We start from the raw sequence: 22,989 nt of genomic DNA on the forward strand, positions 1-22,989 counted from the left end.
GGAGTTATTACTTTGTTTTTAAGTGATTTATATTTTGGTAGAAATCAAAATATAATAAAAAATGAAAAAAATTATTCAACTTTTAGTATTTGTATCTTCGGTTTTTGTCCATGCTCAATCTGCAGGAGATATACTTTTTACAGGTTTTAATGCCGATGGCGACAAAGATTTTTCAATTGTAGCATTAAAAGACTTAAATGCGAACACAATTATTTATTTTACAGATAGCGAACCCAATGCTGCCGGTAATGGAAATTCAGATTCTGAGGGTGTTTTAAAATGGGATACTGGTGCTTCTGTAATTAACGCAGGAACTGTTATTGTGTTTACGGATGTAGATAGCGCATCAAATCTAAATTTCGGAAGCTCTGTAGGTGTTTTAACGGTTGTAGATGCTGGTTTTAATATTGCTACTTCAGGAGATGTAGTGTATGCTACCTATGGTGACCCATCAACAAATTCAGTAACTAAATGGATTGCTGGAATTCAAAATAACGATGATGGTTTAGAAGCTAATTTTTCTGCAACAGGATTAAGTGTGACTAGTAATTATGTTGTTATTGATAATACGGCAAGTAAAGATGGTGGTGAATATACTGGTACTAGAACTGGTAAAACGGTAGAAGAATATAAGTCGTTAATTGTTGATGAGGAAAATTGGACAACTATGACAGACAATACAAGTATGCTTCTTCCTTTTGATGACACACCATTTAGCATAACAACTTTATCTGTAGCTAACATTAGTAAAGAAAAAATTCAGTTTACAAATATTTCAGGTATATTAAATACGAGTAGAGGTCATGTTATTAAAATTATAAACATGCTAGGGCAAGAGGTTAAAAACTCTCAGTTGCAAAGTGGTTTCTATTTTGTTTTTGTAAATATTGATGGAAGCATAGTAAAATATAAAATCACTATATAGTTTCATATTTTAATAAAATCTATAAATAAAAAACCCGAACACAATTTGTGTTCGGGTTTTTTATAGTGTAAAACTTAGTTTGCTATTAAGCTTCAGCCTGTAATTGTACTGGAGTAATAGAAACGTAAGATTTGTTGTTTCTTTTCTTTTGGAATTCAACGATTCCATCAACTTTCGCGTGTAAAGTATGATCTTTTCCCATGTAAACGTTTTCACCTGGATTGTGAGTAGTACCTCTTTGACGTACTATAATGTTTCCAGCTAAAGCAGCTTGACCACCAAAAATTTTCACACCTAATCGTTTCGATTCTGATTCTCTACCGTTCTTCGAACTTCCGACACCTTTCTTATGAGCCATAATATTGTGTTTTTAAGGTTATTGTTTTCTTTAATAATTTAATTTAGACAGTCAAATTAAGCGTTGATAGCTTCAATTTGAATTTCAGTTAAATACTGACGGTGTCCGTTTTTCTTTTTGTAACCTTTTCTTCTTTTCTTTTTGAAAACGATTACTTTATCACCTTTTAAGTGACCTAAAACTTTAGCTTTCACTGAAGCTCCTTCTATAGCTGGGGCGCCAATAGTAACATCACCATTGTTGTCTACTAATAAAACGTTGTCAAAAGAAACTGAATCTCCTTCGTCGTTTTGTAAACGGTGAACGTATACTTTTTGGTCTTGCGCTACTTTAAACTGCTGCCCTGCTATCTCTACAATTGCGTACATACTTAAATAATTTAAAATGCTTGTTAATAAAATGGACGCAAATATACATATTATTTTTCAACAATTCTATGCTGTAAAAAGTTTTTTTAATTATTTATTCGTCTGATTATAATGCGGTTAGTGTATCTGTTTTTGTGTTTTGTATTTGTTGAAAACTATTTTGGTTCCTATTGATGTGAATGAAATGTTGATTTTACTCAATTAATAACATTTATTTTTATTGTATTTCTTTCGTACATTTGGTTCAAAATTTAAAGAATAAATCATGAGAGTAATAAAGGTTTTATTAGTTGTGTTTTTGGCAATGAATGTTATTGGATGTAAGCCATCTACAGAAAAAAAAGCAGTTCCTGAAGCGGTAAACTTACCTACTAAGTTGTTAACAACTAGTATTGATATTGAGGGGATGACTTGTGAAATAGGTTGCGCTAAAATTATTGAATCTAAAGTCTCTAAAATAGAAGGTGTTACAGAGTCTAAAGTAAGTTTTGAAGATAAAAAAGGGATTTTTGTTTATGATTCAAATAAAACTTCAAAAGAAGAGATTATAAGTACTATTAATGGTTTGGTTGATGGTAAAACCTATTCTGGAACAGAGTCAAAAGAACATTCTTGCGAACCAGGTTGTGAAAAACCATGTTGTGCTGTAAAAGAAAAAGCTACTTGTTCTAAAGCGTGTGCCGATAAATGTGGGCATAAAGAAGGGGAAGCTTGTACTAAGGTTTGTGATAAAACTAAAAAAGATACATGTAAACCAGGTTGTGAAAAAGCATGTTGCGCAACTAAGAAATAGTTCAAATAATAAAGAATAAATTAAAGCTACTCTTGTGAGTAGCTTTTTTTATATAATTTTGCTAGTAAAATCCAAATACATGAATAAAGCACTCCTTAAAACCATTAATGTAGCTATAGTATCTGTTTATTTAATTTTTCTTGCAGGTTCGGTTGTTAGAATGACAGGTTCTGGAATGGGGTGCCCGGATTGGCCTAAGTGTTTTGGATATTATATTCCTCCAACATCTGAAGATCAGTTAGAGTGGAAAGCAAACACAGATTTTCATAAAGGAGTAATTATTATTCATGATGAAGCTTTGTATGTTGCCAAAAGTGATTTTATTACAAAGGAAGAGTTTAGTTATGATAATTGGGAGGCTTACACAAAGCATGAGTATGCTGAGTTTAATGTATACCATACTTACACGGAATATATAAATAGATTGAGTTCTGTTGTGGCTGGGTTTGTCTTTTTAGTTCTTTTGTGGAAAGTAACTTTTGATAAAAATAAAATAAGAGGTGTAGCCTTACTCTCTTATGTTGCTTTTGCGGGTATGCTGTTTGAGGCTTGGTTAGGTAAAGTGGTTGTAGATAGTTTTTTAACACCTTATATTATAACAATTCACATGATTGGTGGTTTGTTAATTATAGGTCTTTTGTTAAGAGCAAAGTTTTTACTTAATTCTAAGAATTTATCTTTTTCTTACAAGTATAATAAAACGTTTCATTGGCTTTTGTTGAGTTTGTTGCTAATGATGATTATACAGATTTTATTAGGAACTCAGGTAAGACAATTTGTTGATGAACAAGTAAAATTGCATGGGTTTGAGCAAAAAGAATTTAGATTATTAGATCCAAATTTTAACTTCTATTTTCATAGATCGTTTACCATTGTAGTGGTGTTAATAAGCTCTTTTATTTTTTGGTTGAATCAAAAATATAGTTTGGGGTATAAGCAAACAAGATGGATTTTAGCTTTCTTGTTTTTTGAAGCATTTACAGGAATACTAATGTATTATGTGCATTTTCCTTTTGGAACCCAGGCTATACATTTACTTTCTGGAGCTATATTGTTTGGTGTTTTGTTGTATAGTCTTTTTGTTTCTTATAGATTAAAAAGATTCAATTCTTAATTAGACCATTCTAAAGTTTCAATAATTTTTTTGATGTCTTTTTTAACAAAATTGATTGCGGGTAAAATGGAGTCATAATTTGGTTTTACGTCAAAATATAAAGATCCGCTAATAAAATGTTTGGTAGAATCTGTAGCTTGAAATTGAAGTGGAGAAGCAGCATCACCAGTAACTTCAAATAAGCGAGCATATACTTTGTTTTCTTTGTTTTCAAAAGGATATACTTCTATATGGTCTGCTATTATTGTATGCTTGTAAGTAAGCTTTTCTGCATCTAAAACTAGCTGAGTTAAATTGTTGTTTACTTTTTGATAAGTAATATTAATTTCTGCCTTTAGCTTGGGGTAATATATATTTAACCAATTTGTTTTTTCTAGGGTAAAAACTGCATTTTTAGATAGGTTAAAGTTAAAAGGTAGATCTAATTTAGTTTTCTTGTATTCAGCATTCGTATATTTTAAACTTAGATAAGCGTTAGGTTTGGGTGTAGGAGTTTCTTTGCAACTAATACATGTTGATAGGAATAATGCGTATAAAAAATATCTCATGTAATAAGCCGGTTTAAAGAATAGCAACTTTTATTTGCTTGATTCTTTTTTTCTCTATAGCCTCAACGGTAAAAACTAAATTTTGATAATTTACTTTCTCAAATTTTCGAGGAAACTTACCAGATAATTCTAAAATTAATCCAGCTAAGGTTTCAGATTCACCTTTGTCTTTTTCAAAAAGAACTTCATCAAGATCCAAAACTTTACAAAAGTCTTTTAAATTTATTTTACCATCAAAAACATAATTGCTATCATCAATTTTAGAATACGATAAATCGTCATCGTCAAATTCATCACTAATGTCTCCTACAATTTCTTCAATAACATCTTCTAGAGTAACTAATCCGCTAGTTCCACCATATTCATCAACAACAATAGCAAGGTGATTTTTTCTTTCTTGAAAAGCAGCTAGTAAATCGTCTAATTTTTTGTTTTCAGGAATAAAAAATGGATCTCTAAGTAACGAAATCCAATTAAAGGTTTTTTTGTGTAAATGAGGTAGTAAATCTTTAGCGTAAATAACCCCAATAATTTCATCAATATTGTTGTCGTAAACTGGATTTCTAGAAAAACCTTTTTCGGCAATAACTTCTAAAACTTCGGCAAATGTTGCGCGTTTAGAAATAGCACAAATATCCATTCTAGGGTTCATTATTTGTACAGTTTCAGTATTTCCAAAATTTACAATTCCTTCTAAAATATTTTTTTGTTCTGCTGTTGTGTCTTGTTCGTTGGTAAGTTCTAAAGCTTGTGATAAATCGTCTACAGAAAAATTGCTTTTGCTGCTTCTTAATTGTTTTTCAATTACATTAGAAAGTGAGGTTAAAGGACCACTAATAAAAATAAATAACTTTCCTAAAACCAATAAAACAGGACTCATTAAAAGTGCAAAACTTTTGGCATTTCTATTTGCGTAAATTTTAGGAAGTACCTCTCCAAAAATTAAAATAATAAAGGTGATTAGGATTACTTCTATAAAAAAACGGATGTTTAAGGTAAAGAAATAAAGATCTAGATTAATGGTAAGTCCGTTAAAAAAGACCTCTCCAAGACTAGCAAAAAGTAAGACAATTAAAATATTGATGGCATTATTTGCAACTAAAATATTTGCAAGTAGTCTTTTGGGTTTAGAAATTAATTGGGTAGCAATTTTAGAGTTGTTGCTTCCCGAAGCTTCAATTTCTTCAAGTTCTGTTCTTGTTAGTGAGAAAAAGGCAACTTCTGATCCAGAAATAAGCGCGGAACAAATTAATAGGCCTATTGTAAAAAGGCAATTAAAAATGGTGTCTAGTTGAAATCCGGTATCGTATATGGGCTCAGGCAATGTTTTGTGAATTAAAATGGTAAATCATCAATAATTCCATTTGGTTGCTGTTTTGCAATATTGGAATTCTGATTTTTGGTTTCTGATTTTTGAGATAAAAAAGTCATTTCTTGAACGTGAATTTCTAAGGTAGTTTTTTTTACTCCTTCTAACTCCCATTCGCGAGTTTTAATTTTTCCTTCGCAATAGACTTTATCTCCTTTGGTTAAATGTTTTTCGCATATTTCTGCAAGTTTATTTCTTACAACAATATTGTGCCACTCGGTAGTGGTTGTTTTTTCGCCAGTAGTTTTATTGGTATATGTTTCGTTAGTTGCTAAAGAAAATCTTCCTACGCAACCGCCACCCTCAAAGTAGTGAGTTTTTACATTCTCTCCAAGGTGACCAATTAGCATAACTTTATTAAGTGTACCAGCCATATGCAATTAATTATTTCATCAAAAATAATGAAAATTTATTTGGTTTGGTAGCTATCTAAGAAATTGTGTATCAGTTTAGGTACGGCAAAATTAGAGACCTCGTTCCATGGTTGAATGTTGTTGTTTGTTATTTGATTGGTTTCTACAATCCAAAACTGAGTAAACAAATGCTGATGTGATAATTTATGTACCCAAGGCTCTGTATTAAAGAGGCTTATATTAGAGTAGGGAGTGTTTAATAATAAAGAATCTTGACTTAACTCTTCTTCGGAAACAACTTTATCAAACTCAATTAATGGGAATTGATAAAGGTTTTTCCAAATTCCATTTCCAGTTCTTTTTTCTAAAACAGTATGTTGTCCATCAGTAAACACAATAAAGTTTAAGAATCTATTTTTAATTTTGATTTTTTTCTCCTTAACAGGTAGTTTGTCTATCGTGTTTTTAGCTTTAGCTAAACATCCATCTGCTAGCGGACAAGTTTCACAAATAGGGTTTTGAGGTTTGCAAACCATAGAACCAAAATCCATAAGAGCTTGATTGTATTCTTTTGGATTTGCGTTTACGATTAGCTCCTGAGCTAATTCTTTAAAGTATTTAATCCCTTTTGATGAGTTAATGGGGGTGTCTATATTAAAGTATCTAGACAAAACTCTGTATACATTTCCATCAACAACAGCTGTTTTTTCATTAAAACAAATAGATGCTATTGCAGATGCAGTATAATCACCAACACCTTTTAATTTGATGATTTCTTTATAAGTGGTAGGAAATTTTCCGTTTAGTTCCTCACAAATATATTTGGCAGAAGAATGCAAATTTCTTGCTCTAGAATAATAGCCTAAACCTTGCCAATCTTTTAAAACATCATCTTCATTTGCATTTGCCAATGCTTTTACGGTTGGATAATGATCGATAAATGTGTTGTAATAAGACAGTCCTTGTTGAATTCTTGTTTGTTGTAGTATGATTTCTGAAAGCCAAACAAAGTACGGATTGGAAGATTTTCTCCATGGTAAATCTCGTTGATTATTTAAGTACCACATTTCCAGTATCTTATAAAATTCCATATATTTGCGCTTAGGAATGCAAACTTACAGAAAACTTCCTTTAAAATTTGATGGTTAATCTTTTTAGAATTAATTAATTATCATATATTTGCGTCCTCAATTTTTTTCTAGAATAATATTAAAAAAGTAATAAAGAAATGACGAAAGCGGATTTAGTAACGACAATTGCAGATAAATCAGGAATTGAAAAGGCTGATGTTTTAGCAACTGTTGAGGCGTTTATGGATGAAGTGAAAAATGCTTTAGAAAACGGTGACAACGTGTACTTAAGAGGATTTGGTAGTTTTGTTATCAAAACAAGAGCTGAGAAGACAGGTAGAAACATTTCTAAGAATACAACAATTAAGATTCCTGCACATAACATACCAGCATTTAAACCTGCTAAAACGTTTACAGAAGGAGTAAAAGCAAAAGTAGAAGTAAAATAATTTTACTTAAAAAAATAGATTATTAACTATCTCCATAAGGAGACTTAAAATTTGACATTATGCCAAGTGGTAAAAAAAGAAAGAGAGCTAAGATCTCTACGCACAAACGTAAAAAAAGATCAAGAGCTAACAGACATAAGAAAAAGTAAGTTTTAACAACTTACTTTTTCTTGTTTTTTATGGTTTCGTAAAAACCATAGTACGTTCATTGACATTAAGACAATTGTCTTAATTATCAATATACTTATTTTTAATCATGTTATTTCGGTAGCATTTAAATACAAATCAGGATGAAATTAGAATTAATAATTCGTTCAAATTCTTCTGATATTGATTTTGCATTACTTAGAGATGGTAGATTAATTGAGTTAAATAATGAATCTAACGATAATAAAATATCGGTAGGTGATATATTTTTAGCCAAAGCAGGAAAAGTGCTAAAAGGACTAAATGCTTCTTTCGTTAACGTAGGTTACGAAAAAGATGGTTTTTTACACTATCATGACTTGGGTGCTCAAGTAAATTCTCTAAATAGTTTTTTAAAGAAAGTAAGTACAGGTAATTACAAAGATTTTACGCTTAACAAATTTCAATTTGAAAAAGATATTGACAAAGGAGGCAGTATTGACAAGGTTTTAAAACCGAAGCAAAACATTCTTGTTCAAATTGTAAAAGAACCCATATCTACCAAAGGACCACGAATTAGTTCTGAGTTGTCCATAGCAGGAAGATATTTAGTATTAGTGCCATTTTCTAACAGAGTTTCTGTTTCTCAAAAGATAGAAGATCCTAAAGAAAAAGAAAGACTTAAGAAGTTGGCCAAAAGCATCAAACCCAAAGGGTTTGGACTAATTCTGCGCACAGTTGCACAGGGAAAAAAAGTTGCAGAATTAGATAAAGATTTACAAAATTCACTACAACGTTGGGTGGACATGTGTGAACGTATTCCCAATACAAACACTCCAACCAAAGTTTTAAGTGAGTTAAACAGAGCATCTTCTATACTAAGAGATGTTTTAAATGATTCTTTTACAGATATTGTTGTTGACGATGAACAGTTGGCAACAGAAATAAGAGATTACATTGAAGAAATAGATCCTGGAAAAGTGGGTATCGTTAAAGATTATGACGGTAACACTCCAATATTTGAAAAATACGGAATTGAAAGGCAGATTAAATCTGCATTTGGAGAAACTGTATCAATGAGTAAAGGAGCTTATTTGGTGATTGAACACACCGAAGCCTTACACGTAATTGATGTGAATAGTGGAAACAGATCTAACAAAGCCAATACACAGCAAGACACTGCGCTTGAAGTGAACTTAATTGCAGCAACAGAAGTTGCACGTCAACTGCGATTAAGAGACATGGGTGGAATTATAGTGGTCGATTTTATTGATATGAATACCAATGAAAACAGACAAAAGCTATATGATCATCTTAAAAATGAAATGGCTACTGATAGAACCAAACACAAAATATTACCTCCTAGTAAGTTTGGTTTAGTGCAAATTACTCGTCAACGTGTTCGTCCAGAAACGAATATTAAAACACGAGAACCTAATCCGAATAAAAACGGAGAAGTAGAAGCACCTATAGTGCTTGTTAGTAAGATAGATTTCGAACTAAGAAAAATCTTATCAACAAAAAAGCGTAACGAAAAAATCTTTTTACATGTACATCCTTTTGTAGCTGCTTATTTAAAAAGAAGACTATGTTCTCAACAGAGAGCTTGGTTTACTGAGCACAAGAAATGGATAAAAATAGTGCCAAGAGATGCTTATATGTATTTACAGTATAAGTTTTCTTTTAAAAAGTAAAATCATATCAATAAAGCCCGATCAGTTAACTGATCGGGCTTTTTTATGTTTGCTAAAACCAGAATCCTGCGCTAAAATAAATAGAGCTAAACTTGTTTTCTGGAGACCAGGCATATCTTAAATCAAAGGGACCTAAAAAGGTGTCAGAACTTAATCCTATAGCGTAACCAGAGTTTGCATTAGTAAAGAAAGGTTTGTGTTCTAAAAACTCTAAAACATCATCAGCAATTAAAGCATAATTGGCAACAAAATCTATATAGTTTTTTTTGTAAAACCTATAACGTAAAGAACCAGTGGTTTTTAAAAAAGAGTTGGCTTCTAATTCCGAAAAACTATATCCGTAAAAAGGAATAAAGTTGTTAATAAAGTTGTTACCGTATCCACCTAAAGAGTAGTTAAAGTTGTCTAATTCTCTGTGGGTGATACTTAAGGCTCCGTCACCTTGTGCAAAGAAAGAAAGTCGATCAGACAAAGTCCATCTACCTTCCATTAATACTCTTAACTGAGAAAAAGGGCTAAAATTATCTCCAAAATCAGTAGATGATAGAAAGGTTCTCCAGGTGGCATTAATTAATACTCCTTGATTAGGAAAGCTTTTTTTATCATAGGTATCGGCTTCTATTTTTCCTAAAACACTTAAATAGTGGCTATCGTCAAAAAAAGTTCTAGTATCGTCTTTAACAGAGGCAAAATTGTTGGTAAAAGATCTAATATGTTTATGTTCTACTCCTACCGATATTGCATACATATTTTGGAAGTTTCCTTGTGTATATAGGTAGTTGGTAAAGTCTTCGTATTCAAAGTTGATTTGATTTACACCAATAAAGTTATTGCTCTTAATAATGGTTTCAAATTGATTAAATCTAGAATAGATTCCGTAACCTAAAAAGTGTCCGTTGTCTATAAAGTAATTAATACCATATCTAGTATTATCACCAAAAGCTAAATCTACAGAAAGGATATCATTTCTTAATAACAAGTGTTTGTGTGTGTAGTTTACCAGTCCAGATAAGTTGTATAGTGGATCATAATGGATACCAAGTTTTAAGAATCTAGATTCGGGGTTTTCTGTTAGTTTAATGTCTAGATCTACAATGGAATCATTTTCTTTAAAATTGTAAAAAATACTACTAAAGTTGTTAGAGGTAGTAGCATAATTTATGTTTTGGTTAAACTTTTTAAGATTTATTTTTTGATTTTTTTTGAAATCTAATTTACCTCTAATATATCTTCTGGTGTAGTTTTTTGCTCCAGAAATGGTATAGTTGTTTATGGTATATTCTTTAGGGTTTGGTTTTATTTTTAGTGCAGAAATTGGTTTTTTGTTTTGTTGCCTAGCTAATTCTTTTAGTTGATTTAATTGAGCTTTTGCAGCTTTGTAACCAGCATCAATAATGGCTCTTTTTTTGTTAAAGTCTACAATGCTAAAGTCGGTAACTTTTGGATGTAGGTAAACGTCTATTTTGTCTAGTTCTGCATATTCGTTTCCATACAATTGAAAGTTGATGATTTGATCAATTACTTTTAAGGCAGAATCTAAATTTTGTTGTTTTTTTAAGTTTCCTTGTACATCTACTCCAATTACATAATCTACCCCTTTAGTTCTCATAAGGTCTATAGGAAAGTTGTTAGATATTCCTCCATCAATTACTGTAATGGAATCTAGTTGACTAGGATTTAATAAAGTAGGTAAAGATGCACTAGACCTAACAGCTAATGCCAAAGATCCTGAATTTATTTCTACTTGTTTTCCTGTTTCTATATTGGTAGCAATGCAAAAAAATGGAATAGGAAGTTCGGAAAAATTTGTAATGTGGTCTACATGGTGACAGAGTTCACTTAGTGTGTTATAGGTGTTCTGACCTTTAGAAAGAGCAATTGGCAATCCTAATTTAAAACCTTTAATAGGTAGAGTCAGTAAGTATTTTTCGTTGTTTTTTTTGTCAAAAAAGGAATTGTATTTTCTATCAATTTTGTCTGTTAACATTTTTTCAAAGTCAATAGCCATAATAATAGAATCTACTTGGTGTGCTGTGTAGCCAGATGCATACAGAGCTCCTACGGCAGCTCCCATACTAGTACCTCCAATATAGTCTATTTGTAAGCCGGCTTCTTCTATGGCTTTTAAAACTCCAATATGAGCAAAGCCTTTGGCTCCACCACCGCTTAATACGAGTCCTACTTTTTTAGGACTGTTAAGTGTGTCGTTTTCTTTGTGTTGACAGAAAACAACTTGATGTATTAGAATAAAAAGGATTACAATTTTCTTTGTCATAGCGCTTATAAAGTTACTCCTTTTTATGGTAGAAATTATGTAATTTTTTAGCTCTAGAAATCCCTAAAACACTAGTTAATTGTTCAATTGTTGCGGACTTTATTCTTTTTACAGATTTAAAATACTGCAGTAAAGCCTCCACACTTTGTTGTCCTATTCCCGGAATGGTTTCCAATTCAGAATTTAGAGAAGTGTTGCTACGTCTGTTTCTGTGATGTGTAATTCCAAATCTGTGCGCTTCGTTTCTTAGTTGTTGTAAAATTTTAAGCGTTTCCGATTTTTTGTCTAAATACAAAGGAATTGGATCTTCTGGAAAAAACAATTCTTCTAACCTTTTGGCAATACCTATAATGGCAATTTTGTTTCGCAAACCTAACTCGTCTAAACTTTTTAAGGCTGATGATAACTGTCCTTTACCACCATCAATTAAAATTAATTGAGGTAGAGGCTGTTCTTCATCTAACAAGCGTTTGTATCTTCTGTAAACCACCTCTTCCATAGAAGCAAAATCATCGGGTCCTACAACAGTTTGTATGTTAAAGTTTCTATACTCTTTTTTACTAGGTTTTCCGTCTTTAAAAACCACACAAGCAGCCACAGGGTTGGTTCCTTGTATGTTGGAGTTGTCAAAACATTCTATATGTCTAGGTTCTGCACTTAAACGTAAATCTTTTTTCATTTGAGCCATAATACGCTTGGTATGTCTCTCCGGATCTACAATTTGCACTTGCTTAAATTGTTCTTGTCTGTAGTATTTTGCGTTTCGTAAAGAAAGTTCTACTACACGTAGCTTATCTCCTTGTTTAGGAACAGTTACTTTTATGTTTTCTCCTACACTTACTTTAAATGGAACTAAAATTTCGGGACTAATGGAGTTGAATCTTTCTCTTAATTCTACAATAGAAAGTTCTAGTAATTCTTTATCGCTTTCTTCTAATTTCTTTTTAATTTCTATAGTGTGAGACTGAATAATGGAACCATTAGAAATTTTAAAAAAGTTGACATAAGCAGCTGCTTCATCGGACAAAATAGAAAAAACATCAACGTTGTTAATGGTAGGGTTTACAATGGTAGATTTTGCTTGATAATTAGAAAGCAATACCATTTTTTCTTTAATTTTCTGAGCTTCTTCAAATTCCATTTTGCTAGCAAAGTCGTGCATCATGTTTTCAAAAGCAACAATAGAATCTTTAAAGTTTCCTTTAATAATGTTTCTAATGGCTTTTATTTGATTCATGTATGCGGCCTCGGTTTGTAAACCTTCGCAAGGACCTTTGCATTTTCGGATATGATAATCTAAACAAACTTTAAATTTACCGTTGTTGATGTTTTCGTGACTTAAATCAAACATACAACTACGGATTTGATAGAGTTCTTTGATTAAATCTAACAAAGCATAAGCGGTTTTTACGCTAGTGTAAGGTCCAAAATATTCCGATCCGTCACGAATCATTTTTCGGGTGACAAATATTCTAGGAAAACGTTCTTTTTTAATACAAATCCACGGATACGTTTTGTCGTCTTTTAACAACACGTTGTATTTGGGTTTGTATTTTTTAATTAAGTTGTTTTCTAAAAGAAGTGCATCCGTTTCGGTAGCTACCACAATGTGTTTGATGTCTACAATTTTAGAAACTAAAATTCGAGTTTTTGCATCATCGTGATTTTTAGAAAAGTAGCTACTTACTCGCTTTTTTAGGTTGATGGCTTTACCTACATAAATAATAGTTCCGTCTTTATCAAAATATTGATAAACTCCGGGAGTTGTAGGTAAAACGGCTATTTTAAGTTTTATATCGTCAATCACAATACAAAATTACTGAATAATGTTTGATTGATGAATTGAAATTAACTAGAGTTCTTTTTGCGTTAAGGATTGCAGTGGCATCCTTTTGGTTGAAGTGCTGAGGTTCTCGAAGCATAAAACCAAAAGATATAACGGAAAGCCTGACCTGAAAGGGAACGCCCATGTAATTATTACTCGCATCTTGTTATTTGTAAATTGAAAAAGTATCTTTGCTCAAAATTTTTAAAAATGGCTTACAACTTTGTAGAGGAATTAAAGTGGAGAGGGATGATGCACGACATTATGCCCGGAACTGAAGAACAATTAGCAGAAGAAGTAACTGCAGGATATATTGGTTTTGATCCTACGGCAGATTCTTTACACATTGGAAGTTTAATTCCAATTATTGTATTGATGCATTTTCAGAAAGCAGGGCACAAGCCAATTGCTTTAATTGGAGGAGCTACAGGTATGATTGGTGATCCATCGGGAAAATCGGCAGAACGTAATTTGTTAGATGAAGAAGCGTTGGCTAAAAATGTTGCTGGGGTAAAAGGTCAGTTAGAGCGTTTTTTAGATTTTAATTCGGATGCAGAAAATGCAGCGGAGTTGGTGAATAATTACGATTGGATGAAAGAATTTTCTTTGATTGATTTTGTTCGTGATATTGGAAAACACTTAACGGTGAATTATATGATGGCCAAGGAATCTGTAAAAAAACGTATTACAGGTGAAGATGGTGCTGATGGAATGAGTTTTACAGAGTTTACGTATCAATTGTTTCAAGGATATGATTTCTTGCATTTATATGAAAACAAGAATTGTAAATTACAAATGGGAGGTTCTGACCAGTGGGGGAATATTACCACGGGTACAGAATTGGTAAGACGTAAAGCACAAGGAAAAGCGTATGCCATGACTTGTCCGTTAATTACTAAAGCTGATGGAACTAAGTTTGGAAAATCTGAAGGAGGAAATATTTGGTTAGACAAAGAAAGAACATCTGCTTATAAATTTTACCAATATTGGTTAAACACTTCTGATGAAGATGCGGAGAACTTTATTAAAAAGTTTACCTTTTTAACCAAAGAAGAAATTGAAGCATTGATTGCTGAGCATAAAGAAGCTCCGCATATGCGTTTGTTACAAAAAAGATTGGCAGAAGAAGTTACCGTAATGGTACATTCTCAAGAAGATTTAGATAACGCTGTAAAAGCATCTTCTATTTTGTTTGGAAAATCTACTTCTGAAGATTTAAAATCTTTAGACGAACAAACGTTTTTAGATGTGTTTGAGGGAGTCCCTCAAGCAGAGTTAAGTAAAGATGAGTTAACAGAAGGGTTGGATATGATTGGAGCTTTGGCTGCAAAAACCAATTTGTTAGGTTCTAATTCTGATGCTAGAAGAGCGTTAAAAGAAAACGCAATTTCTGTAAATAAAGAGAAAATAAAAGAAGATTATAAAATTACTGCTGCAGATTTAATTGCAGGAAAATATGTGTTATTACAAAGGGGTAAAAAGAATTACTACTTGGTAAGTTTTGTTTAAAACCAATTTGCACAATTTAAAAAAAAGCCTTTCACAAATTTTGTGAAAGGCTTTTTTGTTTTATTTACTTCTGTGGGAAAGTGAGCTGCTATTTTTATTTTTTAAGTAAGTCTTGATACCATTTTCTTAATTTTAAGGTAGAAGGTCTGTTGTCTAAAAACATGGCACATGCATGTGTGTTTAAATCAGATTCAGCCGAAGTTACATCTACATTTTGATCTGCTAACATTTTTTGCAACTCTTTGTTTTTTTTAATATTGTCTGTGTGGAATATTTTTGTTCCATTTAGGTTTTGCAAACGCAGAATAGCATCGTTTAATTTACTGCCTCCCCATCCGTCACCATCGTAATGTTGGCACATGTGAATTCCTTTCCAAGTGTTTGCAATGGATTTGTTTCTTAAACCAATAAAGCCACAAGCAATGGCACCTCTAGAAAATCCTGTTAAAAAAACATTGTTAGGGTCTCCGTTAAATTTTTTAATAATATGATCTACAACTTTAAGGGTGTAGTCTACAGTGTCTTCAGGATTTCCCCATCCGCTAGGGGCTGTTTTTCCGGTTTTGTAATTCACAAAAGGTAAACTCACCCATATGGCATTTCCTTTACTCATACCATAACCAATAGTGCAATCTTCTGGACTTCCAGAAGAGTAGCAGTTGTTTGTGTAAAATTCGTTTCCTGGAAACTCCACAATTATGGGAAGCTTTTTTTTAGGTGTCCATTTTTTTGGTAGAAAAAGAGCAGAATATAATTCTGAGTTATTGTCTAGCTTGTATTTTACTCTTAGTCCTGCTGTAGGTTTTTTGAGAATCATGTCTGGCACTTCAAGTCTTCCTTTAGGTATGATTGCTTTTTTCTGAACTCCTTTGTAAGTTAAATGGCTTAGTGTAATGTTTAAATTGCTAGGAGCTTTTACAATAATAAGTTTTAGTAGAGAAATATGATTTCTGTCTATTTTAGGAGTTGCTCCATCTGGAAACATGTTTAGTAAATTACACTCTAAAGTTTTAGATTCGTTTGGTTTGATGGTAGCTTCATCAGAAACAGCATCCCAACCTCTGTTTGCTTTTACATAAAAAACAACAGTTACTTCTTTGTCTCCTTTGTTGTGAATAGTGCCATTTACAAATTGAGCATTTTTTAAGTTTTTCCAACCTTTTTTTGGGACAGTAAAAACAACTTGACTGTATTTAATTTTGTTTTTTTCTTCTTTGCTTTGAATGGAAAAAACTTGCTTTTTGTTGGTGTTTGTTATGTTTACAGATAAGTTATTTGTAAAAGAGATATCATCTGTATTTTTTAGATGATTGGTAAAACTATGCTGGCTGTAGCTAGATATGAATAGGAAAATAGATAAAAAGCTTTCATTGAATGTATGCTAATTTTTAGAGTTTGCTAAAAACATACAATTTAGCTAATATTTAATAAGTAGCTTTCCTAAAAATAGTTAAACTTATTTAAGATTATTCCAATAAGAATCGGCTTTTTCTTTAAGCTCTTTTGGGTTTTCATCGTTCCATTTTTTTAAGGTGTTTACTCCCCAGGAGTTGTAAAATAAATAGAGTTTACCATCTCTAACTTCAAACGTTTTTGGATTAATGTTGTATTTGGTATTGTTTGCTCCTAAGGCATAAGCGCACCAACCTCCGTATTGTGGAACGTATTTTTTAGGATTGTTTTTAAAAGTGTTTAAATGTTCTTGATTTACAAATTTAAATTTAGCTCCGTCGTAAGTGGTGGTAAATTCTTTTTTACCTTCTTCAGCTTTGTTGTCAAAATAAGAAACCACATCGTAACCTTCTGCAACATATCCTTTTTTAAGATTGTAGTCTTTTTTTTGAGCAAAAGAAATAGAAGTGATGAATAAAGTAAGAAATAAGACAACTTGTTTCATAATAGTAGATTTCTGTTATAGACAAATAGTCGAAAGGAAAGGTTGATGATTACAAAATTATTGAATTAGCAAATTACAACCTCTAATGTCGGAGTTGTCAAATCTACCTAAAACATCAAAAGATCCATCAGCATAAACTTTTCCTAAATCTTGTGTGGCAATAAAAGAACAAGAGTTTACGTTGGCTAAATCGATGACATTAATTCCACCACTTTTTCCGATAGGTAATAGCGATAAAGCATCTTCGGTATCGCGAATTAGAATTTTCATCCAAGGTGGACAATTAAATTTTTGTGAATCGTTAAAATAAGCTTGACTTAACAATTCTGTCATTCCGTATTCTGAGTGAATGTTATCAACTCCAAAACCTTTTTTAAGCTCTTCGTGTAATTCTTCACGAATCATTTCCTTACGCTTTCCTTTCATTCCGCCTGTTTCCATTACAATGGTGTGTTGTAGGTTGCAGTTAAACTTTTCTATAAAATCTAACAAAGCAAAGGAAACTCCTATTAAAATAGTCTTGGCTTGTTTGCTTTCCAGTTCTTGTAACTTATCATATAGCTCTTGATGGTTGTGCAAATAAAATCCGCTATTTGGGTTTTCAGATTTGTTGATGATATCTTCTACCATATAGATGAGTGAAGATCCGTTACGTTCTAAATAAGAAGGAAGTAGTGCTAAAACGGTATATTCTCTAATATTTCCATAAAACAGCTCAAAAGCTTTTAAATAGCTTTTTTTATACAAAGAAACATCTGCAACTAAATGCTGACTCTGACTCATTCCTGTTGTTCCGCTACTTAAAAAAGTTTCTTCTATAGTGGGGTTTCCGCAAATGATGGAATGACTTTTAAAAAACTGAATAGGCAAAAAAGGAATGTCTTCTATATTGTTAACTTTATTAGGGTGTACATTTAAAAGATTGATGAAATCTTTATAAACAACACAGTGTTCTGCTTGATGACGAAAAACAGCTAGTGCTTGTTCTTTAAAATTCTGTGAGGTTACGGATAAAAAATCAAACTCTTGCATAGCTGTAAATAAGCTACAAAAATAAGTAAATTAGTGGTGTAACCTATTTCAAATTCCATCGACCTATTAAAAAAATACATTTTATGAAACATATTATCTATGTAAGTTTATTGATTTTGACCTCTGCTTGTGCTCAAAATTCAGAAAAAAAAAATGTCAATCAACAGTTTAAAGAGTATTGGTATTCTGGTAAAGCAGAAATTACCAGTTACAATTTAGAGCAGGCTAGGTATGGAGATATTAGAAAAGGACATGCTGTAAATATTTTTGTGACCGAACCTTTTTCTAAAAAACACAATACCAAAGCAAATGAAAATAATCTTAGTAATATTAGTGTATTAAAATTAAATGCAACTAAAAAATTTAAGACAGGAATTTATCCGTATTCTGTAATGACGAGTAGTTTTTTACCGGTTAATAAACCTAAAGCTTCTTTAAAAATAAGTTCATCAACCCAAGAATGGTGTGGGCATGAATACATAGAACTGATTAATGATGGTGATGAATTTGAAATAGACAATTCATCGTATTTTCAAGGAGAGTCTTTTCAGGATAGAGAACTCGAAAAAAACATTGTTTTAGAAGATGATCTTTGGTCAAAAATAAGACTAACACCTGAGGGTTTACCACAAGGAAAATTTAAAGCATTGCCAAGTTTTGTGTATTTAAGATTTTCTCATAATAAAGTACAAGCATATAACGCTTTGGGTTCTGTGGTAAAAAGTAAAACCACTACGGTTTATAGGTTAGTGTACAAAGAGTTAAATAGAGAATTAGCCATTACTTTTGAAAATTCCTTTCCGTATAAAATTCTAGGATGGACAGAAACGTATCAAAGTGGTTGGGGAGCAAATAAAAAAATGTTAACCACCAAAGCAACGTTAAATAAAACATTAAATGTTGCTTACTGGGAAAAGAATAGCAATGCAGATTTGCATTTAAGAAAAGAGTTGGGATTGGAATAGTTTTTAATGATGGTTGCAGTTGTTCTAGCATGGTCACAGAGCTGAGTTGAAGTGCTGTCGAGAACAAATAATTTAAAAGGATTGTAGGTTGTGTTTTTTACTTTCTTCCAAAATCGGCAGGTATTTCACCCCATACTTTGGTTTCCCACTTTAGTATGGGGTTTTTAAATGCATTTTCTTGTAGCCATTTCTCACCACGTTTAATTAGGTCAAACATTTTTTTATTGTCTGCTGTGGGCATAATTTTTGTTCTGCATTGTTTGGCTTTTACCCAGGCAATGGCAGTTCTAGAATCTGAATAAATAGGTAAGTTAGGTTGATTTATTTTTTGCAAATAAGCCAATCCATGTACCAAGGCTAAAAACTCACCTATATTATTGGTTCCTTCTTTAAAAGGACCTTGTATAAAAAGCTGTTGTTTGGTTTTAGTGTTTACACCTCTGTATTCCATTAAACCAGGATTTCCACTACAAGCAGCATCTACACTTATAGAAACCAGATTAGGATTTCCTGTTTTGGCAAGGAGCTCTTTGTCTATAACAGGTTTTTTGGTGTTTTTTCCTTTGTATTCCTCGTAGGTTTTGGTAAAAGCAATTTCAGCCTCTTCTTTGGAGGTAAAAGATTTGTATTGAGCTCCCTGAAAACCATCAATTTGTTTTTTACAATCTTTCCAACTGTTAAAAACTCCTTTGGTTTTTCCGTTCCACACAACATAATATTTTTTGCTTTTAGCCATTTGTTATTATTTGTAGATGGTCTCTTTAATTACTCTTGGAAAATGTTCGTATTCTAATTGATGTACCTTTTTAGCAATGTCTTCTGCTGTATCTTCTGGAAGTACCTCTGTTTTTGCTTGATAGATAATTGCACCCTCGTCGTAATTTTCATTTACAAAGTGAATAGTAATTCCTGTTTCCGTTTCTTTATTTTCTTTAATAGCATTGTGCACATGCATTCCGTACATCCCTTTTCCACCATAGTTAGGCAATAATGCAGGGTGTATGTTAATAATTTTATTAGGAAAGGCTTCAATAATATTTTCGGGAACTTTTAATAAAAAGCCTGCAAGAATAATAAAATCAGCTTCAACTTTTAACAAGTTTAAGAGGTCAACTTGCTCTTTCATCTCTTTATTAGAGAAAACTTGACTGTTTATTCCTAGCTTTTTTGCTCTTTCAAGCACAAAAGCATCCCTTTTGTTGCTTAAAATGTAGGTGATTTTAACATTTTTATCGTCCGAAAAATAGTGTGCAATGTTCTCTGCATTTGAACCAGAACCAGATGCTAGAATGGCAATTTTAATCATGTTTTATTGACTTTAGAGAGGTTTTAGAAACTCTTGACTTGTGTTAGTTGTTGAAATATTTGATACAAAGATGTGATAAATTTTTATATCTTAGTGAATATATTTCCCATAAAGATTGTTTGTGGAAACAAAAGTTTTTTATTTTTGTCCCGGTTTTAAACTTAATATAAATTATAATACTATGTCAGACATTGCATCAAGAGTAAAAGCAATTATCGTTGATAAATTAGGAGTTGACGAAAACGAAGTAACTGCTGAGGCAAGCTTCACAAACGATTTAGGAGCAGATTCTTTAGATACTGTTGAATTAATCATGGAATTCGAAAAAGAATTTGATATTCAAATTCCAGATGATCAAGCTGAGAACATTGGTACAGTAGGTCAAGCAGTAAGCTTTATTGAAGGAGCTAAGTAATTAGAAAATTATCTATTTATGGAATTGAAACGAGTTGTAGTAACTGGACTTGGTGCATTGACACCAATCGGTAACAATATAGAAGAGTATTGGGATGGTTTAGTGAATGGGAAAAGCGGTGCTGCTCCTATAACACACTTTGATGCTGCCAAGTTCAAAACTCGTTTTGCTTGCGAGTTAAAAGGTTTTGATGTGAATGATTTTATTCACAGAAAAGAAGCTCGTAAAATGGATAAGTTTACGCAGTATGCCATGGTAGTTGCTGATGAAGCAATTATCAACTCAAAATTAGACGTTAAAAATGTTGATCCAGATAGAGTAGGTGTTATTTGGGGATGTGGAATTGGAGGAATTGATACTTTTGAACAACAAGTTGTTGAGTATGCACATGGTGATGGAACACCAAAATTCAACCCTTTCTTTATTCCAAAAATGATTGCTGATATTGCTCCGGGTCATATTTCTATAAAATATGGTTTTAGAGGTCCAAACTTTACAACAGTATCTGCGTGTGCATCATCTGCAAACGCAATTATAGATGCTTTAAACTACATTCGTTTAGGTCATGCTGATGTTATTGTAACTGGAGGTTCTGAAGCATCTGTAACTGGAGCTGCAATGGGAGGATTTAATGCCTTACATGCTTTGTCTCAAAATAACGATAATCCTGAATCAGCTTCTCGTCCATTTGATAAATCTAGAGATGGATTTGTTATGGGTGAAGGTGGTGGAGCACTTATTTTAGAGGAATACGAGCACGCTGTAGCAAGAGGAGCAAAAATTTACTGTGAAGTTGCAGGTGGAGGTTTATCTGCAGATGCATATCACTTAACAGCACCACATCCAGAAGGGTTAGGAGCTACTAAAGTAATGCTGAATTGTTTGCAGAATGCAGGGTTAAAACCTGAGGATGTAGATGCAGTAAATATGCATGGAACATCAACTCCATTAGGAGATGTTGCAGAGTTAAAAGCGGTTCAAAAAGTATTTGGAGAGCATGCTTATAACTTAAACATCAATTCAACAAAATCTATGACAGGCCACTTATTAGGTGCTGCCGGAGCTATAGAAGCAATTGCATCTGTATTAGCAATGGAACATGGAATGGTGCCACCTACAATTAACCATGTTGAGTTAGATGAAAACATTGATCCAAAATTAAACTTAACCATTAACAAGGCTCAAAAGAGAGAAGTTAAGGTTGCTATGAGTAATACTTTTGGATTTGGAGGGCACAATGCATGTGTGTTGTTTAAAAAATTAGAAGATTAAGACTTTTGAAGTTTTTTAAAAATATAAAAAAATCTCGTTCCTCATCGGACGAGATTTTTTATACCCAAATAAAAAAAATCATAGGGTTTGTTCCCAAAAATTTATCACACTACAAAAGAGCTTTTACGCATACTTCGTTACAGCTTAAAGATGATAATGGACGTCCTATTAATTTTGAAAGATTAGAATATTTAGGAGATTCTATGTTAGGCTCTATAATAGCCGCTTATTTGTTTAATGAAGTGCCTGAAGCAAACGAAGGTTATTTAACGCAAATGCGCTCTAAAATAGTAAGTAGAGATCATTTAAATGAATTGGGTAAGGATTTAGATTTGCTTGAGTTTTTAGATACTAAAATTTCTAAATCTAAAATAGGGAATAATATACACGGTAATTTATTTGAAGCTTTAATTGGAGCTATTTATTTAGATAGAGGTTATGCTTATTGCGAAAAATTTATCACCAAAAAAGTAATAGTTCCTTATGTTGATATTCAGAAATTAGAGGGTAAAATTACAAGTTACAAAGGGGTGTTGATTGAGTGGTCTCAAAAAAACAAAAAAGACTTAAGTTTTGATGTTTATGAAGATACAGGCAACCAAAATGTAAAACATTTTAGCGTTAAGTTGTTTGTAGATAAAAAAGTAATATCAAAAGGTAGGGCTACTTCTAAAAAAAGAGCCGAAGAAATGGCTGCTAAAAGGGCATACTTTGTCTTTCAATCAGAAATAGAAAATCTACTATAACGTTTGCGTTTTATTATCGTAAATTTGATTTTAGATTGAATACAATTAATTAATTTCGTTCCTGTATTTTTACGTATAAATACGTAGTTTTTTTATGGCTGCTAATTGTTTAACACTTTGTGATTTTGATGAGCAAGATTACCAGTTAATCGCTGTTCATACTGTATTGCAAGATTATAAATTGGCTTATTTATTGAATAACGATTTGGGATTTCATTTTCAAAGAATTGTGCCAGATTTGGATTATGTGATAGAAGGTAAAAAAGCTTTCTTTTCATCATTCGAGTATCAAGACACAAAAAACTTAATAGATTGGTATTTAATCAACAATAAGTTTAAAGTGAAAGCACCAAAGGGTAACTCTTTAGGTTTGTTTCAAACAGAAGAATCTTTTGCAAGTTCTTATGTGTATTTACAACCAGAAATAAAAGAAGCCGATTTTGTGATAAAAGTACAAGGAGATTTTTTAGCTTCAAAACTAAAGAATCTTTTACAACAAATAAATAAATTAAATGGGGTGGTTACTGCTTACTCGGTAGACACTTATAAATTGAATCATAAAGAATACTTAATTTTTTAA

At 32.0% G+C, this 22,989-nt stretch carries 24 protein-coding genes; 11 read left to right on the forward strand and 13 right to left on the reverse strand.

All coding sequences use genetic code 11. The features are described from left to right. Positions 1 to 61 precede the first annotated feature (61 nt). Positions 62 to 925 carry a hypothetical protein gene (locus GGR97_RS00420; RefSeq protein WP_167896444.1) on the forward strand — a complete coding sequence of 288 codons (864 nt, stop codon included), beginning with the start codon at positions 62 to 64 and terminating at the stop codon, positions 923 to 925. Positions 926 to 1,010: 85 nt separating this feature from the next. Here GGR97_RS00420 and rpmA read toward each other — a convergent pair whose 3' ends face one another. Together rpmA and rplU are read right to left on the reverse strand one after the other, a co-directional pair. Next, entirely contained in the window at positions 1,011 to 1,283 is a 273-nt protein-coding gene (gene rpmA / locus GGR97_RS00425) for a 50S ribosomal protein L27 (protein ID WP_167896445.1), read from the reverse strand. Between the two features lie 56 nt (positions 1,284 to 1,339). Next, the gene (gene rplU, locus GGR97_RS00430; protein ID WP_167896446.1) at positions 1,340 to 1,651 is read right to left on the reverse strand and encodes a 50S ribosomal protein L21; all 312 of its coding nucleotides are present in this window, start codon (positions 1,649 to 1,651) and stop codon (positions 1,340 to 1,342) included. Between the two features lie 265 nt (positions 1,652 to 1,916). Here rplU and GGR97_RS00435 point away from each other — a divergent pair, with 265 nt between their 5' ends. Both GGR97_RS00435 and GGR97_RS00440 read left to right on the forward strand, forming a co-directional pair. Further along, a complete protein-coding gene (locus GGR97_RS00435) occupies positions 1,917 to 2,444 on the forward strand; it encodes a heavy-metal-associated domain-containing protein (RefSeq protein WP_167896447.1) in 528 nt (175 codons plus the stop codon). Between the two features lie 79 nt (positions 2,445 to 2,523). Continuing rightward, a complete protein-coding gene (locus tag GGR97_RS00440) occupies positions 2,524 to 3,558 on the forward strand; it encodes a COX15/CtaA family protein (protein ID WP_167896448.1) in 1,035 nt (344 codons plus the stop codon). On the opposite strand, the gene gldD is transcribed toward GGR97_RS00440, so the two are convergent. From gldD to mutY, 4 genes are read right to left on the reverse strand one after another with little or no spacing between them, the layout of a single operon-like run. Continuing rightward, positions 3,555 to 4,106 carry a gliding motility lipoprotein GldD gene (gene gldD / locus GGR97_RS00445; protein WP_167896449.1) on the reverse strand — a complete coding sequence of 184 codons (552 nt, stop codon included), beginning with the start codon at positions 4,104 to 4,106 and terminating at the stop codon, positions 3,555 to 3,557. The two genes, GGR97_RS00440 and gldD, sit on opposite strands and share 4 nt — an antisense overlap. Before the next feature lie 13 nt (positions 4,107 to 4,119). Then, the gene (gene gldE / locus GGR97_RS00450; RefSeq protein WP_167896450.1) at positions 4,120 to 5,430 is read right to left on the reverse strand and encodes a gliding motility-associated protein GldE; all 1,311 of its coding nucleotides are present in this window, start codon (positions 5,428 to 5,430) and stop codon (positions 4,120 to 4,122) included. An 11-nt stretch (positions 5,431 to 5,441) separates the two neighbouring features. Then, the gene (locus tag GGR97_RS00455; RefSeq protein ID WP_167896451.1) at positions 5,442 to 5,849 is read right to left on the reverse strand and encodes a single-stranded DNA-binding protein; all 408 of its coding nucleotides are present in this window, start codon (positions 5,847 to 5,849) and stop codon (positions 5,442 to 5,444) included. Positions 5,850 to 5,884: 35 nt separating this feature from the next. Beyond that, positions 5,885 to 6,919, reverse strand: coding sequence for an A/G-specific adenine glycosylase (gene mutY, locus GGR97_RS00460; protein ID WP_167896452.1), 1,035 nt, complete (start codon positions 6,917 to 6,919; stop codon positions 5,885 to 5,887). 137 nt (positions 6,920 to 7,056) lie between these two features. On the opposite strand from mutY, the gene GGR97_RS00465 reads away from it, so the two are divergent. Both GGR97_RS00465 and GGR97_RS00470 read left to right on the forward strand, forming a co-directional pair. Then, entirely contained in the window at positions 7,057 to 7,347 is a 291-nt protein-coding gene (locus GGR97_RS00465) for an HU family DNA-binding protein (protein WP_010136136.1), read from the forward strand. A 290-nt stretch (positions 7,348 to 7,637) separates the two neighbouring features. Next, the gene (locus GGR97_RS00470) at positions 7,638 to 9,167 is read left to right on the forward strand and encodes an Rne/Rng family ribonuclease (protein ID WP_167896453.1); all 1,530 of its coding nucleotides are present in this window, start codon (positions 7,638 to 7,640) and stop codon (positions 9,165 to 9,167) included. 52 nt (positions 9,168 to 9,219) lie between these two features. On the opposite strand, the gene GGR97_RS00475 is transcribed toward GGR97_RS00470, so the two are convergent. Together GGR97_RS00475 and uvrC are read right to left on the reverse strand one after the other, a co-directional pair. Continuing rightward, complete coding sequence (locus tag GGR97_RS00475) at positions 9,220 to 11,442, reverse strand: patatin-like phospholipase family protein (protein ID WP_167896454.1); 2,223 nt, start codon at positions 11,440 to 11,442, stop codon at positions 9,220 to 9,222. A 13-nt stretch (positions 11,443 to 11,455) separates the two neighbouring features. Then, complete coding sequence (uvrC, locus tag GGR97_RS00480; RefSeq protein ID WP_167896455.1) at positions 11,456 to 13,249, reverse strand: excinuclease ABC subunit UvrC; 1,794 nt, start codon at positions 13,247 to 13,249, stop codon at positions 11,456 to 11,458. 228 nt (positions 13,250 to 13,477) lie between these two features. Between uvrC and tyrS the strand changes: the two genes are divergently transcribed. After that, positions 13,478 to 14,776 carry a tyrosine--tRNA ligase gene (gene tyrS, locus GGR97_RS00485; RefSeq protein ID WP_167896456.1) on the forward strand — a complete coding sequence of 433 codons (1,299 nt, stop codon included), beginning with the start codon at positions 13,478 to 13,480 and terminating at the stop codon, positions 14,774 to 14,776. Positions 14,777 to 14,870: 94 nt separating this feature from the next. Here the strand turns inward: tyrS and GGR97_RS00490 are convergent, their stop codons facing one another. The 3 genes from GGR97_RS00490 to GGR97_RS00500 form a co-directional block, all read right to left on the reverse strand. Next, the gene (locus GGR97_RS00490; RefSeq protein ID WP_167896457.1) at positions 14,871 to 15,761 is read right to left on the reverse strand and encodes an alpha/beta hydrolase family protein; all 891 of its coding nucleotides are present in this window, start codon (positions 15,759 to 15,761) and stop codon (positions 14,871 to 14,873) included. Positions 15,762 to 16,232: 471 nt separating this feature from the next. Continuing rightward, on the reverse strand, positions 16,233 to 16,673 hold the full coding sequence (locus GGR97_RS00495; protein ID WP_167896458.1) for a YHS domain-containing (seleno)protein: 441 nt from the start codon (positions 16,671 to 16,673) through the stop codon (positions 16,233 to 16,235). A gap of 57 nt (positions 16,674 to 16,730) precedes the next feature. Then, entirely contained in the window at positions 16,731 to 17,705 is a 975-nt protein-coding gene (locus GGR97_RS00500; RefSeq protein ID WP_167896459.1) for a LuxE/PaaK family acyltransferase, read from the reverse strand. A gap of 83 nt (positions 17,706 to 17,788) precedes the next feature. On the opposite strand from GGR97_RS00500, the gene GGR97_RS00505 reads away from it, so the two are divergent. After that, the gene (locus GGR97_RS00505) at positions 17,789 to 18,670 is read left to right on the forward strand and encodes a septum formation inhibitor Maf (RefSeq protein WP_167896460.1); all 882 of its coding nucleotides are present in this window, start codon (positions 17,789 to 17,791) and stop codon (positions 18,668 to 18,670) included. Positions 18,671 to 18,767: 97 nt separating this feature from the next. Here GGR97_RS00505 and GGR97_RS00510 read toward each other — a convergent pair whose 3' ends face one another. Then, positions 18,768 to 19,406 (reverse strand): ribonuclease H1 domain-containing protein, encoded by a 639-nt coding sequence (locus tag GGR97_RS00510; RefSeq protein WP_167896461.1) that lies wholly within the window; start codon positions 19,404 to 19,406, stop codon positions 18,768 to 18,770. Between the two features lie 6 nt (positions 19,407 to 19,412). Continuing rightward, on the reverse strand, positions 19,413 to 19,976 hold the full coding sequence (gene purN, locus GGR97_RS00515; protein WP_167896462.1) for a phosphoribosylglycinamide formyltransferase: 564 nt from the start codon (positions 19,974 to 19,976) through the stop codon (positions 19,413 to 19,415). Between the two features lie 181 nt (positions 19,977 to 20,157). Here purN and GGR97_RS00520 point away from each other — a divergent pair, with 181 nt between their 5' ends. From GGR97_RS00520 to GGR97_RS00535, 4 genes are all read left to right on the forward strand, one after another. After that, positions 20,158 to 20,391, forward strand: coding sequence for an acyl carrier protein (locus GGR97_RS00520; protein ID WP_167896463.1), 234 nt, complete (start codon positions 20,158 to 20,160; stop codon positions 20,389 to 20,391). A gap of 18 nt (positions 20,392 to 20,409) precedes the next feature. Continuing rightward, positions 20,410 to 21,663, forward strand: a complete 1,254-nt coding sequence (fabF, locus tag GGR97_RS00525) for a beta-ketoacyl-ACP synthase II (protein WP_167896464.1) — start codon at positions 20,410 to 20,412, stop codon at positions 21,661 to 21,663. Positions 21,664 to 21,668: 5 nt separating this feature from the next. Further along, a complete protein-coding gene (gene rnc, locus GGR97_RS00530) occupies positions 21,669 to 22,409 on the forward strand; it encodes a ribonuclease III (protein WP_167896465.1) in 741 nt (246 codons plus the stop codon). Between the two features lie 94 nt (positions 22,410 to 22,503). Next, a complete protein-coding gene (locus GGR97_RS00535; RefSeq protein WP_167896466.1) occupies positions 22,504 to 22,989 on the forward strand; it encodes an IPExxxVDY family protein in 486 nt (161 codons plus the stop codon).

Source organism: Wenyingzhuangia aestuarii, from assembly GCF_011927765.1.
Classification (GTDB): Bacteria; Bacteroidota; Bacteroidia; order Flavobacteriales; family Flavobacteriaceae; genus Wenyingzhuangia; species Wenyingzhuangia aestuarii.